Source organism: Arthrobacter sp. M71 S08 (assembly GCF_059089725.1).
The window spans coordinates 453,365-467,284 of sequence record NZ_JBNHEY010000002.1 but is presented as its reverse complement, the minus strand read 5'-3'; the positions used below and the strand labels follow the sequence as shown (position 1 = coordinate 467,284).

At 61.9% G+C, this 13,920-nt stretch carries 8 protein-coding genes; 1 reads left to right on the top strand and 7 read right to left on the bottom strand.

Going from position 1 to position 13,920, the window contains the following annotated elements:
• Window positions 1-113 precede the first annotated feature (113 nt).
• The 5 genes from fusA to rpoB form a co-directional block, all read right to left on the bottom strand.
• Entirely contained in the window at window positions 114-2,228 is a 2,115-nt protein-coding gene (gene fusA, locus AC5RTB_RS06070; protein WP_494060177.1) for an elongation factor G, read from the bottom strand.
• Between the two features lie 86 nt (window positions 2,229-2,314).
• Window positions 2,315-2,785 (bottom strand): 30S ribosomal protein S7, encoded by a 471-nt coding sequence (gene rpsG, locus AC5RTB_RS06065; protein ID WP_026545667.1) that lies wholly within the window; start codon window positions 2,783-2,785, stop codon window positions 2,315-2,317.
• Between the two features lies 1 nt (window position 2,786).
• Window positions 2,787-3,161, bottom strand: coding sequence for a 30S ribosomal protein S12 (gene rpsL / locus AC5RTB_RS06060; RefSeq protein WP_026545668.1), 375 nt, complete (start codon window positions 3,159-3,161; stop codon window positions 2,787-2,789).
• 374 nt (window positions 3,162-3,535) lie between these two features.
• Window positions 3,536-7,429 carry a DNA-directed RNA polymerase subunit beta' gene (locus AC5RTB_RS06055; protein ID WP_494060176.1) on the bottom strand — a complete coding sequence of 1,298 codons (3,894 nt, stop codon included), beginning with the start codon at window positions 7,427-7,429 and terminating at the stop codon, window positions 3,536-3,538.
• Window positions 7,430-7,602: 173 nt separating this feature from the next.
• Window positions 7,603-11,112, bottom strand: a complete 3,510-nt coding sequence (gene rpoB, locus AC5RTB_RS06050) for a DNA-directed RNA polymerase subunit beta (RefSeq protein ID WP_494060175.1) — start codon at window positions 11,110-11,112, stop codon at window positions 7,603-7,605.
• 434 nt (window positions 11,113-11,546) lie between these two features.
• Here rpoB and AC5RTB_RS06045 point away from each other — a divergent pair, with 434 nt between their 5' ends.
• Window positions 11,547-12,749, top strand: a complete 1,203-nt coding sequence (locus AC5RTB_RS06045) for an acetyl-CoA C-acetyltransferase (protein ID WP_494060174.1) — start codon at window positions 11,547-11,549, stop codon at window positions 12,747-12,749.
• A gap of 76 nt (window positions 12,750-12,825) precedes the next feature.
• Here AC5RTB_RS06045 and rplL read toward each other — a convergent pair whose 3' ends face one another.
• The gene (gene rplL, locus AC5RTB_RS06040) at window positions 12,826-13,206 is read right to left on the bottom strand and encodes a 50S ribosomal protein L7/L12 (RefSeq protein ID WP_494060173.1); all 381 of its coding nucleotides are present in this window, start codon (window positions 13,204-13,206) and stop codon (window positions 12,826-12,828) included.
• Window positions 13,207-13,266: 60 nt separating this feature from the next.
• Entirely contained in the window at window positions 13,267-13,866 is a 600-nt protein-coding gene (gene rplJ / locus AC5RTB_RS06035; RefSeq protein WP_494060172.1) for a 50S ribosomal protein L10, read from the bottom strand.
• Between the last annotated feature and the right edge of the window lie 54 nt (window positions 13,867-13,920).

The window sequence follows — 13,920 nt, the reverse complement described above, 5'->3', positions numbered from 1 at the left end:
CCTAGAACGTTTTTAGAAGACTTACTCCCCAGCCACGCTTTTCGCGGCTGAAACTCATGCAAGTCTACTGGGGGCTTTTATTTTGGTGAAATTGCGGTCCGGACGAGCCGGGATTACTCTCCGCGGGTCTTCTGGATGATCTCGTCGGCTACTGCCTTCGGGACCTCCGAGTAGCTGTCGAACTGCATTGAGTAGACAGCGCGTCCCTGGGTCTTCGAGCGCAGGTCGCCGATGTAGCCGAACATGCCGGACAGCGGCACGTGCGCACGGATGACCTTGACACCGCTCGCGTCCTCCATGGACTGCATCTGGCCGCGGCGGGAGTTCAGGTCGCCGATCACATCACCCATGTATTCCTCGGGCGTGCGGACTTCCACCTCCATCAGCGGTTCGAGCAGCACGGGCTTTGCCATGCGGGCTGCCTCCTTGAACGCCATGCGACCGGCGATCTTGAAGGCCATTTCGGAGGAGTCAACATCGTGGTACGCGCCGTCAAGCAGCGTTGCCTTGATGCCGACCACCGGGTATCCGGCCAGGATGCCGTCGTTGAGGGCATCCTGGATGCCTGCGTCGACGCTGGGGATGTACTCGCGCGGAACACGACCACCGGTGACCTTGTTCTCGAAGGCGTACAGCTCCCCCTCGGAAGTGTCCATCGGCTCGATCATGATCTGGATCTTCGCGAACTGTCCGGATCCACCCGTCTGCTTCTTGTGGGTGTAGTCGTGCTTCTGCACCGTTCCGCGGATGGTTTCGCGGTAGGCAACCTGCGGCTTGCCGACGTTCGCCTCGACCTTGAACTCGCGGCGCATGCGGTCCACCAGGATGTCGAGGTGGAGCTCGCCCATGCCGGCGATGATCGTCTGGCCGGTGTCCTCATTGAGGGATACCTGGAAGGTGGGATCCTCCGCCGAGAGCTTCTGGATAGCCGTCGAAAGTTTCTCCTGATCACCCTTGGTCTTCGGCTCGATCGCAACCGAGATGACCGGCTCCGGGAAGCTCATCGACTCCAGGACGATCTGGTCGCTCGCATCAGACAGGGTGTCACCGGTGGTGGTGTCCTTCAGGCCGATTGCTGCGTAGATGTGGCCGGCGAAGGCTTCATCAACAGGGATTTCCTTGTTGGCGTGCATCTGGAAGAGCTTTCCGATGCGCTCCTTCTTGCCCTTGGTGGAGTTGACCACCTGGGTGCCGGCAGTGACGTGTCCGGAGTAAACCCGGATGAACGTCAGCTGGCCGAAGAACGGGTGGGTCGCGACCTTGAACGCAAGAGCCGAGAAGGGCTCCTCCGTGCTCGGCTTACGCGTCATTTCCGTTTCCTCGTTGCGGGGATCGTGTCCGACCATGGCCGGGACGTCCAGCGGGGAGGGCAGGTAGTCGATGACTGCGTCGAGCATCGGCTGAACACCGCGGTTCTTGAACGCGGAGCCACACAGCACGGGGTAGATTTCCGAGTTGATCGTCAACTTCCGGATGCCGGCCTTCAGTTCCTCGATGCTGGGCTCTTCGCCCTCGAGGTACTTGTTCATCAGCTCGTCGGAGGACTCAGCAACGGCCTCGACCAGAGCGGCCCGGTATTCCTCGGCCTTGGCCTGAAGGTCGGCCGGGATTTCCTGGACCTCGTACTTCGCGCCCATGGTCACGTCACCCTTGGAGTCACCGGGCCACACGAGTGCGCGCATGTAGAGGAGGTCGACGACGCCGACGAAGTCGTTCTCGGCGCCGATCGGCAGCTGCATAACCAGCGGCTTGGCACCGAGGCGGCTGATGATCGTGTCAACGGTGAAGTAGAAGTCAGCGCCCAGCTTGTCCATCTTGTTGACGAAGCAGATGCGGGGAACTTCGTACTTGTCGGCCTGGCGCCAGACGGTCTCGGACTGGGGCTCTACGCCCTCCTTGCCGTCGAACACTGCAACCGCGCCGTCGAGGACACGCAGTGAGCGCTCTACCTCAACAGTGAAGTCAACGTGACCGGGGGTGTCGATGATGTTGATCTGGTTCTGTTCCCAAAAGCAGGTCACCGCGGCACTGGTGATGGTGATGCCGCGTTCCTTTTCCTGTTCCATCCAGTCAGTCGTCGAGGCGCCGTCGTGCGTCTCGCCAATCTTGTGGTTTACACCCGTGTAGAACAGGATGCGCTCGGTAGTAGTGGTCTTGCCGGCATCAATGTGGGCCATGATGCCGATATTGCGGACCTTGTTGAGGTCGGTAAGCACGTCCTGTGCCACGGTGTCTCCCTTTTCTAAGGTGGAGTTCTACTGGACCGCCGGTACCTCACTCCCGCCGGAACGGGAGTGAGGTACCGGCAGCGCGATTACCAGCGGTAGTGAGCGAAGGCCTTGTTGGACTCAGCCATCTTGTGCGTGTCTTCGCGGCGCTTCACAGCGGCGCCCAGACCGTTCGAAGCGTCGAGGATCTCGTTCTGGAGACGCTCGGTCATGGTCTTCTCGCGGCGCGCCTTCGAGTAGCCGACCAGCCAGCGGAGGGCGAGGGCCGTGGAACGGCCCGGCTTGACCTCAACGGGAACCTGGTAGGTGGCTCCACCAACGCGGCGGGAGCGAACCTCAAGGGTGGGCTTGACGTTGTCCATAGCCTTCTTGAGTGCTGCAACCGGATCGCCGCCGGTCTTGGCGCGGGCGCCTTCGAGGGCACCGTAGACAATGCGCTCAGCGGTGGACTTCTTGCCGTCGACGAGCACCTTGTTGATCAGCTGGGTGACCAGGGGCGAACCGTAGACGGGATCTACAACGAGCGGCCGCTTCGGGGCCGGGCCCTTACGAGGCATATTACTTCTTCTCCATCTTTGCGCCGTAGCGGCTGCGAGCCTGCTTGCGGTTCTTTACGCCCTGGGTATCCAGTGCGCCACGGACGATCTTGTAACGCACACCGGGAAGGTCCTTCACACGACCGCCGCGTACGAGCACGATGGAGTGCTCCTGGAGGTTGTGGCCGACGCCCGGGATGTAGGCAGTTACTTCGATGCCACCGTTGAGGCGGACACGGGCGACCTTCCGCAGAGCCGAATTCGGCTTCTTCGGGGTGGTGGTGTAAACACGGGTGCAGACACCGCGCTTCATGGGGCTGCCCTTCAGTGCGGGCGCCTTGGTCTTGGAGACCTTAGGTGACCGGCCCTTACGGACCAGCTGGTTAATGGTAGGCACTTCTCAGTTCTCCGTATGTTGTCTTGAGATCAGATCTCTGCTGACTCCGCATCCCGCCGCCGGCGCAAGGCCGACTGCATCAAGCGGAGCTTGTCAGTCGTTTGGAGTGCCTACTGAAGTTGTAAGCAAAACGACCGTAGGCGTGCAAAAATGTGGCATTCGTTGTACAAGTTCCCTACAACACGGAGATACGTCCGAAGAGACGCCAATCCACTGCCACACAAACAATTCCAGACAAGTCTAACAGATTGCACGCGGCGGACTTGCCGGCGGCAAAAACAGCGTGGTAAACGCACGGCAAAGGGGCCCGGCCTGCAGTAGGAAACTGCGGCCCGGGCCCCTCCGCTCAATCGATGCGAGCTGTTACCGGCTTATCAGCGGAAGTCGCTCGACCCCATGTCGTAGTCATCCAGCGGAATGGCGTGGAACTCAGGGCTGAGTCCGCCGTCGACACCTGCGTAGTCGAAGTCGCTGAACGCGCTCGGACCGGTGAACAGGTTAGCCTTGGCTTCTTCGGTGGGCTCGACCGTGATCTTCGTGTAGCGGTCCAGGCCGGTGCCGGCCGGGATGAGCTTACCGATGATGACGTTCTCCTTGAGGCCGAGCAGCGGGTCGCTCTTGCCTTCCATGGCGGCCTGCGTGAGGACACGCGTGGTCTCCTGGAAGGAAGCGGCCGACAGCCAGGACTCCGTGGCGAGCGATGCCTTGGTGATACCCATGAGCTCGGGCCGGCCGGACGCCGGCTTCTTGCCCTCGGACACCACGCGACGGTTCTCGTCCTCGAAGCGGCGGCGCTCGGCCAGCTCACCGGGGAGCAGGTCGGAGTCGCCGGACTCGATGACGGTGACCCGGCGCAGCATCTGCCGGACGATGACTTCCACGTGCTTGTCGTGGATGCCTACGCCCTGACTGCGGTACACGCGCTGGACCTCGTCCACCAGGAATTCCTGGGCCTTGCGCGGGCCGAGGATTCGGAGGATCTGCTTGGGATCAACCGCACCGAAGACCAGCTGCTGACCGACCTCGACGTGATCGCCGTCGGCAACCAGCAGGCGTGCACGCCGCAGGACCGGGTAGGCAATCTCTTCTGATCCGTCGTCCGGAGTAACCACGAGGCGCAGCTGCTTCTCAGCGTCCTCGATGGTGACCCGTCCGGCGACCTCCGAGATCGGCGCGACACCCTTGGGCGTACGCGCTTCGAAAAGCTCTTGGATACGGGGCAGACCCTGGGTGATGTCCTCAGCGGAAGCAACACCACCGGTGTGGAAGGTACGCATGGTCAGCTGGGTACCGGGCTCACCGATGGACTGTGCGGCGATGATGCCGACTGCCTCGCCGATGTCCACGGTCTTGCCGGTTGCGAGCGAGCGTCCGTAGCACAGTGCACAGGTTCCAACGCTGGACTCGCAGGTCAGGACCGAGCGGACCTTGATGTCCGTCACCCCAGCCGCGAACAGCTTGTTGATGAGCACATCGCCGACGTCGGACGCCGCAGGAGCCAGGACCTCACCGTTGGAATCAACGACGTCGGTGGCCAGCGTGCGTGCGTAAGCCGAGTTCTCGACTTCCTCATGCAGGACGAGCTCGCCGTCGTGGTTCGGTACAGCGATGGTGACGTTCAGGCCGCGCTCGGTACCGCAATCGTCCTCGCGGACGATGACGTCCTGGGACACGTCCACGAGACGACGGGTCAGGTAACCCGAGTTCGCGGTACGCAGAGCGGTATCGGCCAGACCCTTACGGGCACCGTGCGTGGCGATGAAGTACTCCAGAACCGACAGGCCCTCACGGTAGGAGGACTTGATCGGACGCGGGATGATCTCACCCTTGGGGTTTGCCACCAGACCACGGATACCTGCGATCTGACGAACCTGCAGCCAGTTACCACGAGCACCGGAGGACACCATGCGGTTGATGGTGTTGTCCTTCGGCATGGCGCCGCGCATGGACTCAGCAACCTCGTTGGTCGCCTTGTTCCAGATATCGATCAGTTCCTGACGGCGCTCCTCATCAGCGATGAGGCCCTTGTCGAACTGTGCCTGGACCTTGGCAGCCTGGGTCTCGTAGCCCTCCATGATTCCGGCCTTGTTGATCGGCGCGGAAATATCGGAGATGGCTACGGTGACGCCCGAGCGGGTTGCCCAGTAGAAGCCGGCATCCTTGAGGTTGTCCAGCGTCGCCGCGGTGACAACCTTCGGGTAGCGCTCCGCCAGATCGTTGACGATCGTGGAGAGCTGGCCCTTGTCAGCAACCTTGTCCACCCACGGGTAGTCCTCAGGCAGCGTCTCGTTGAACAGCACCTGGCCGAGCGAAGTTTCGATCAGCGCGGGGGTGCCCTCTTCCCAGCCCTCAGGAGCTGCGGTGTCGGGACCCGGAACGAAGTTCGGAACGCGGATCTTCACAACCGAGTTCAAGTGCAGCTCACCGGAATCGAACGCCATGATTGCCTCAGCAGGGCTGGAGAAGACGCGCCCCTCCCCTGCCGAACCCTCACGCTTGGTGGTGAGGTGGTGCAGGCCGATGATCATGTCCTGTGAAGGCAGGGTCACCGGGCGGCCGTCCGAAGGCTTCAGGATGTTGTTCGAGGACAGCATCAGGATGCGTGCTTCAGCCTGGGCCTCCGGGCTCAGCGGCAGGTGCACTGCCATCTGGTCGCCGTCGAAGTCAGCGTTGAACGCACCACAAACCAGCGGGTGGAGCTGAAGGGCCTTGCCTTCAACCAGCTGCGGTTCGAACGCCTGAATGCCGAGGCGGTGCAGGGTAGGTGCACGGTTCAGCAGCACAGGGTGCTCGGTGATGATCTCTTCGAGGACATCCCAGACCTGCGGACGGTAACGCTCGACCATGCGCTTCGCGCTCTTGATGTTCTGTGCGTGGTTGAGGTCCACGAGGCGCTTCATCACGAACGGCTTGAAGAGCTCCAGGGCCATCTGCTTGGGCAGACCACACTGGTGCAGCTTCAGCTGAGGGCCGACGACGATGACCGAACGGCCCGAGTAGTCGACGCGCTTGCCGAGGAGGTTCTGACGGAAACGGCCCTGCTTGCCCTTGAGCATGTCGGAGAGCGACTTGAGCGGGCGGTTGCCCGGTCCGGTGACCGGACGGCCGCGGCGACCGTTGTCGAACAGCGAGTCAACAGCTTCCTGAAGCATGCGCTTTTCGTTGTTCACGATGATCTCGGGAGCCCCAAGATCAAGCAGGCGCTTCAGGCGGTTGTTGCGGTTGATCACACGGCGGTACAGGTCGTTCAGGTCGGAGGTCGCGAAGCGGCCACCGTCCAACTGCACCATCGGACGCAGTTCCGGCGGAATCACCGGTACGGCGTCGAGCACCATGCCCAGCGGGCTGTTGGTGGTGGTGAGGAACGCGTTGACAACCTTCAGGCGCTTCAGGGCGCGGGTCTTACGCTGGCCCTTGCCGTTCTGGATGATGTCGCGAAGCAGGTCAGCCTCAGCCTGCATGTCGAAGTTCTCGAGACGCTTCTTGATCGCCTCGGCCCCCATGGAGCCTTCGAAGTACAGACCGTAGCGGTCGCGCAGTTCGCGGTACAGGCCCTCGTCACCTTCAAGGTCAGCGACCTTGAGGTTCTTGAACCGGTCCCAGACCTGCTCGAGGCGCTCGATCTCTGCATCGGCACGCTTGCGGAGATTCGCCATTTGGCGGTCAGCGGAGTCGCGTGCCTTCTTCTTGTCGGCAGCCTTGGCGCCTTCACCCTCAAGACGGGCAAGCTCGTTCTCAAGGTCGCGGGCAATAGCGGCGATGTCGGAGTCGCGCTGGTCGACGAGCTGCTTCTTCTCGAGGTCGTGTTCGGCCTGGAGGTTCGGCAGTTCGGCGTGGCGGTTCTCTTCGTCAACCGAGGTGATCATGTATGCGGCGAAGTAGATGACCTTTTCGAGGTCCTTCGGTGCAAGATCAAGGAGGTAGCCAAGGCGTGAGGGAACACCCTTGAAGTACCAGATGTGCGTAACGGGAGCGGCGAGCTCAATGTGCCCCATGCGCTCACGGCGTACCTTCGCACGGGTGACTTCAACACCACACCGCTCGCAGATGATGCCCTTGAAGCGCACGCGCTTGTACTTGCCGCAGTAGCATTCCCAGTCGCGGGAAGGGCCGAAGATCTTCTCGCAGAAGAGTCCGTCCTTCTCGGGCTTGAGCGTGCGGTAGTTGATGGTTTCCGGCTTCTTGACTTCGCCGTACGACCAACCGCGGATCTCTTCCGCGGTGGCCAGGCCGATTCGCATGAGGCCGAATGAGGATTCGCTGGACATATGGTCCCTGTCTCTCTTTATTCTCTAATTCAAAAAGTCTTATGGGGTGCGGCGGAGGCGGCGAGGTGCCCGCTGGGCGGTCCGGGGAAGGCGGCTCTAATACTCCGTAGCGAGCTCTGCGAGCGCAGGAGTTTCGTTGCCGCCGTCCGAACCGCCCGTCGGGCGGACCGAACCTAGACCTCTTCGACAGAACTCGGCTCGGCCCGTGAGAGGTCGATGCCCAGTTCCTCCGCGGCCCGGAAGACTTCTTCATCCGAGTCACGCATCTCAATCGTGGTGCCGTCGGTGGAGAGGACTTCCACGTTCAGGCACAGCGACTGCATTTCCTTGATCAGAACCTTGAAGGATTCCGGAACACCCGGTTCGGGGATGTTCTCGCCCTTGACGATTGCCTCGTACACCTTGACGCGACCATGGATATCATCCGACTTGATGGTCAGGAGTTCCTGCAGCGTGTAGGCCGCACCGTAAGCCTCGAGGGCCCACACTTCCATCTCACCGAAGCGCTGTCCGCCGAACTGTGCCTTACCACCCAGCGGCTGCTGCGTGATCATCGAGTACGGGCCGGTGGACCGGGCGTGGATCTTGTCGTCCACCAGGTGGTGGAGCTTCAGGATGTACATGTAGCCGACGGAGATCGGATCCGGGAACGGCTCGCCGGAGCGGCCGTCGAACAGGCGTGCCTTGCCGGACTCGCTGATGAGGCGGTGTCCGTCGCGGGTCACGTTCGTGGAACCGAGCAGGCCTACGATCTCGTCCTCAGTGGCGCCGTCGAACACGGGGGTTGCAACGGTGGTCGAGGAGATCTCCCGGGGAAGGTTCGGAAGGTTCTTGAGCCACTCAGGGTCGCCCTCGATCTTCCAGCCCTGCTTGGCAGCCCAACCCAGGTGGATCTCGAGGACCTGTCCGACGTTCATACGGCCCGGAACACCCAGCGGGTTCAGGACGATGTCGACGGGGGTCCCGTCCTCGAGGAACGGCATGTCCTCGATCGGCAGGATCTTGGAGATGACACCCTTGTTGCCGTGACGGCCGGCAAGCTTGTCACCGTCGGTGATCTTGCGCTTCTGGGCAACGTAGACGCGGACCAGCTGGTTGACACCTGGGGGCAGCTCGTCGTCGTTGTCGCGATCGAAGATACGAACGCCGATAACGGTGCCCGATTCGCCGTGGGGAACCTTCAGGGACGTGTCGCGGACCTCGCGGCTCTTCTCCCCGAAGATGGCGCGCAGCAGGCGCTCCTCCGGGGTCAGTTCCGTTTCACCCTTCGGGGTAACACGGCCAACCAGGATGTCTCCGGCTTCGACCTCTGCACCGATGTGGATGATGCCACGCTCGTCGAGGGCACCAAGGACCTCTTCAGAGACGTTCGGGATGTCACGCGTGATTTCCTCGGCACCGAGCTTGGTGTCGCGGGCATCAACTTCGTGCTCCTCGATGTGGATCGAGGTCAGGACATCGTCAGAGACGATGCGCTGCGAAAGGATGATCGCGTCCTCGAAGTTGTGGCCTTCCCAGGACATGAATGCAACGAGCATGTTCTTGCCGAGCGCCAGTTCACCCTGATCGGTGGACGGGCCGTCAGCAATGATCGTGTTGTACTCGACGCGATCGCCCTCAGCAACCAGCACGCGCTGGTTGTAGGCGTTGCCCTGGTTGGAGCGCGCGAACTTCATGATCGGGTAGTTGGTCTCGGTGCCGTCGTCGTTCAGCACCGTCACCAGGTCAGCGGAGACCTCGGAAACCACACCGGCCTTGTTGGCGGTCACGGCGTCACCGGCGTCAACTGCGGCGTACTTCTCCATGCCGGTGCCGACCAGCGGGCGCTCGGAGCGCAGCAGCGGCACAGCCTGACGCTGCATGTTGGCACCCATGAGAGCACGGTTCGCGTCGTCGTGCTCAAGGAACGGAATCAGCGCGGTTGCAACCGACACCATCTGGCGCGGCGAGACGTCCATGTACTCAACGTCAGCTGCCACAACCAGCACAGGCTCGCCGGAACCACCACGGGTACGAACGAGGACCATGTCCTCGACGAACTTGCCGTTCGCATCGAGCGGCGCGTTTGCCTGGGCGATCAGTCGCTCAACCTCGTCGTCTGCCGTGAGGTAGTCGATCTGGTCGGTGACAATGCCGTTTTCGACCTTGCGGTACGGGGTCTCGATGAAGCCGAAGGTGTTGATCCGGCCGTAGGACGCCAGCGAACCGATCAGACCGATGTTCGGGCCTTCAGGAGTTTCGATGGGGCACATACGTCCGTAGTGCGAAGGGTGGACGTCACGGACTTCCATGCCGGCGCGGTCACGGGACAGACCACCCGGGCCCAGCGCGGACAGACGACGCTTGTGCGTCAGGCCGGCGAGCGGGTTGTTCTGGTCCATGAACTGCGACAGCTGGGAGGTTCCGAAGAACTCCTTGATTGCGGCGACAACCGGACGGATGTTGATCAGGGTCTGCGGAGTGATCGCTTCGACGTCCTGGGTAGTCATCCGCTCACGGACAACGCGCTCCATGCGGGACAGGCCGGTGCGGACCTGGTTCTCGATGAGCTCACCGACAGCGCGGATACGACGGTTACCGAAGTGGTCGATGTCGTCAACCTCAACGCGCAGCTCGACGTCTTCGCCGTCGCGCTTGCCCGTCAGGGTGCTCTCACCGGCATGGAGGGCAACCAGGAACTTGATCATCGCGACGATGTCATCGATGTTCAGAACCGAGGCATCAGAATCGCCCAGGTTCTTGTCGATGCCGAGCTTGCGGTTGATCTTGTAACGGCCAACCTTGGCGAGGTCGTAACGCTTCGGGTTGAAGTACAGATTGTCCAGCAGCGTCTTGGCAGCCTCGACGGTGGGCGGCTCTCCCGGACGGAGCTTGCGGTAGATGTCCAGCAAGGCATCTTCCTGAGTCTCCGTGGCGTCCTTCTCGAGGGTCGCGCGGATGGAGTCGTACTCGCCGAACGTCTCGAGGATCTGGCCCTCGGTCCAGCCAAGCGCCTTCAGGAGAACGGTGACCGACTGCTTGCGCTTGCGGTCGAGGCGTACGCCGACCTGGTCGCGCTTGTCGATCTCCAGCTCGAACCAGGCACCACGGGACGGGATGATCTTCGCGCTGAAGATGTCCTTGTCACTGGTCTTGTCCGCGGCGCGCTCAAAGTAGGCACCCGGGGAACGAACGAGCTGGGAAACAACGACACGCTCGGTGCCGTTGATCACGAACGTACCCTTCTCCGTCATCAGCGGGAAGTCGCCCATGAACACGGTCTGCTGCTTGATCTCGCCCGTGTTGTTGTTCATGAACTCGGCCTTGACGTACAGCGGCGCCGCGTAGGTTGCGTCGCGGTCCTTGCACTCGGCCATGGTGTACTTCGGGTCAGCGAATTCTGGCTCCGAGAAGCTCAAGGACATGGTGCCCTGGAAATCTTCGATCGGAGAGATCTCTTCAAAGATGTCAGCCAGGCCGGATGTGGTGGCCACGCCCTGGAGACCCTGCTCCAGCGCTTCTTCTACGCGCGCCTTCCAGCGCTCGTTGCCGACAAGCCAGTCGAAGCTGTCTGTCTGAAGGGCGAGAAGATTGGGAACATCCAGCGGTTCGTGAATCTTTGCGAATGAAAGCCGGGGTGCGGCGCCGTCGGCGTCGACCTGGCTGGTAGCGGTTGCATTAAGTGAGGTGCTCGGGGCGACCAAGAGGGATCCTTCCACAGACCAACAGGCGTGTTCTTACGATCACTCCCCGCACCGTGTCGGTGCCAACCTGACGCCTGCATTCGCTCACCGGAAACAACCCATAGGGAAACCGAATAGGGAAACCGACGGGACTATCCGTTAAATGACGAACGCGTGGCAAAGCCCACCGCTATATGAAGGCTGAGGTTATGAGGGAAGACGCAAATATCTACTGTACGTTAGGGTAGCGACAATGTCCAACCGGATGTGGTATATGGGTTCTGCAGGGCATCGACCCTGAAGAGGGTCGTGGAGGGAACCTGCGAGAGCACCGGAGAAAAAAGTTTCAGTGAATGTTCATTAGCTGGAATAGAACTACCCTCCGGTAGCCTTGAAGATAGAGGCATAGGCAGCGCCATGCAAGCAATTCAATGACGAAAGCGAGCGGAAACCCCATGAACAGCCTCGAGCAAACCCCTCAGGACGTCGTCATCGTGGGCGGTGCGCGAACGCCCACAGGCCGACTCAATGGACAGCTGGCGGCCTTCACTGCAGTCGAACTTGGCGCCTTCGCCGTTACCGGAGCCCTCGAGCGGTCCGGCGTTGCAGCCGCCGACGTGGATTCCGTCATCATGGGCCACGTGGTGCAGGCCGGCTGCGGCCAGAACCCGGCGCGGCAGACATCCATCAAAGCGGGTATCGGCTGGGATGTCCCGACCGTCACACTCAACAAGGTCTGCCTCTCCGGCCTTACCGCGGTCATCGACGCCGCCCGGCTGATCCGCAGCGGCGAGGCGAGCGTCGTCGTCGCCGGCGGTCAGGAGTCCATGACGCGCGGCCCGCACCTGCTGCCGGGCGCCCGCCAGGGCTGGACCTACGGGACCATGCCGGCCGTTGACTCCGTTGCCCATGACGGCCTGACTGACGCTTTCGACCAGGAATCGATGGGCGCGTCAACCGAGCGCGGCAACACCGGGCTCGGCATCGACCGCACAGCGCAGGACGAGGTGGCAGCGTCATCGCACCAGCGTGCAGCCGCTGCCACTGAATCCGGCGTGTTCAAGGATGAGATTGTCCCCGTGCATGTACCGCAGCGCAAAGGCGATGACCTCATCGTGTCAACGGACGAAGGGGTGCGGCCCAATACCACCGTCGAGACTCTCGCGGGACTCAAGCCCGCCTTTGCCAAGGACGGCACCATCACCGCGGGTAACTCCTCTCCCCTGTCCGACGGCGCGGCCGCGCTGGTGCTTACTTCCCGCGAGAACGCGGAGGCGAACGGCTGGGAGATCCTCGCCGTGGTTGGGCGCCCGGGCCAGGTAGCCGGTCCCGACAACTCCCTGCATTCCCAGCCCTCGCGGGCAATCAGCCAGGCTCTGGAGCGCGCGGGATGGACCACCGGGGACCTCGACTTTGTGGAGATCAACGAGGCCTTCGGGTCCGTTGCGTGCCAATCACTGAAGGATCTCGACCTCTCCCTCGACAAGTGCAACATCCACGGCGGAGCCATCGCACTCGGTCATCCCATCGGTGCATCCGGAGCCCGGCTTGCCCTTCACGCCGCAATGGAACTGCAGCGCAGGGGCAGCGGCAAGGCCGCGGTCTCCCTCTGCGGCGGCGGCGGCCAGGGTGAGGCACTGCTGCTGTACCGCAACTAAACGATCACTCACACAGACAACAAAACAGCCCCGGAACCAACTGGTTCCGGGGCTGTTTTTGTGAAGTTCGAGGAACTTACTTGAGGGTGACGGTAGCGCCGGCGGCCTCGAGGGCCTCCTTGGCCTTCTCTGCCGCTTCCTTGTTGGCGCCTTCGAGGACAGCCTTCGGAGCGCTGTCGACCAGGTCCTTGGCTTCCTTGAGGCCGAGGGAGGTCAGCGAACGTACTTCCTTGATGACTGCGATCTTCTTGTCGCCGGCTGCTTCGAGGACGACGTCGAAGGAGTCCTTCTCTTCCTCAGCAGCTTCGCCTGCGCCGCCACCGGCGGGGCCTGCAACTGCAACAGCAGCAGCGGTAACGTCGAAGGTCTCTTCGAACAGCTTTACGAAGTCCGAGAGTTCGATAATGGACAGTTCCTTGAAGGCTTCAATGAGCTCTTCGTTGGTGAGCTTCGCCATGGCAAAAGCATCCTTCCTGATATGGTGCGCGCGGCACCGGGAGTTTGGTGGGTGAGAGAATTACTTCTCTTCGGGGGCAGCTGCTTCTTCAGCAGCCTCGGCAGGAGCGGCATCCGCTGCTGCGGGTGCTTCCTCTGCCGCGGGAGCTTCGGCGGCTGCCGCAGGTGCAGCGTCCCCGTTCTCCTCCAACTTGATGCGCAGTGCATCGACGGTGCGGGCAAGTGCTGACATGGGTGCCTTGAGGACACCAGCAACACGGGCCAGCTGGAACTCACGCGACTCAAGAGCAGCAAGAGCGGCTACCGCCGAAGCGTCAAGGGCCTTGCCCTCGAAGTAACCGGTCTTGATGACGAGCTGTGGGTTGGTCTTCGCGAAATCCGTCAGGCTCTTTGCCGCAGCAACGGCGTCACCCTTGATGAAAGCAATTGCAGTGGGGCCGGCAAGCTGGCCATCGAATGCATCGATGCCGGCTTCCTTGGCTGCAATGCCAGTCAGGGTGTTCTTGACGACAGCGTATTTGGTTTCCGCGCCGAGCGAGCGGCGCAGTTCCTTGAGCTGTGCAACGGAGAGCCCACGGTATTCGGTTAGGACAGCAGCAGTGGATTCCTTGAAATCAGTTGTGATCTCATCAACGGCCGTAACCTTTGTTGGCGTTGCCATAACCCTCCTTCCGGGGTATTGGTGCCGGTGAGCGGTTCCAATAAAAAACGCCCC

Coding starts and splice junctions, on each gene's coding strand:
- rpsG (WP_026545667.1), bottom strand. CDS start 2,785: ATGCCTCGTAAGGGCCCGGCCCCGAAGCGGCCGCTCGTTGTAGATCCC.
- AC5RTB_RS06055 (WP_494060176.1), bottom strand. CDS start 7,429: ATGTCCAGCGAATCCTCATTCGGCCTCATGCGAATCGGCCTGGCCACC.
- AC5RTB_RS06045 (WP_494060174.1), top strand. CDS start 11,547: ATGAACAGCCTCGAGCAAACCCCTCAGGACGTCGTCATCGTGGGCGGT.
- rplL (WP_494060173.1), bottom strand. CDS start 13,206: ATGGCGAAGCTCACCAACGAAGAGCTCATTGAAGCCTTCAAGGAACTG.
- rplJ (WP_494060172.1), bottom strand. CDS start 13,866: ATGGCAACGCCAACAAAGGTTACGGCCGTTGATGAGATCACAACTGAT.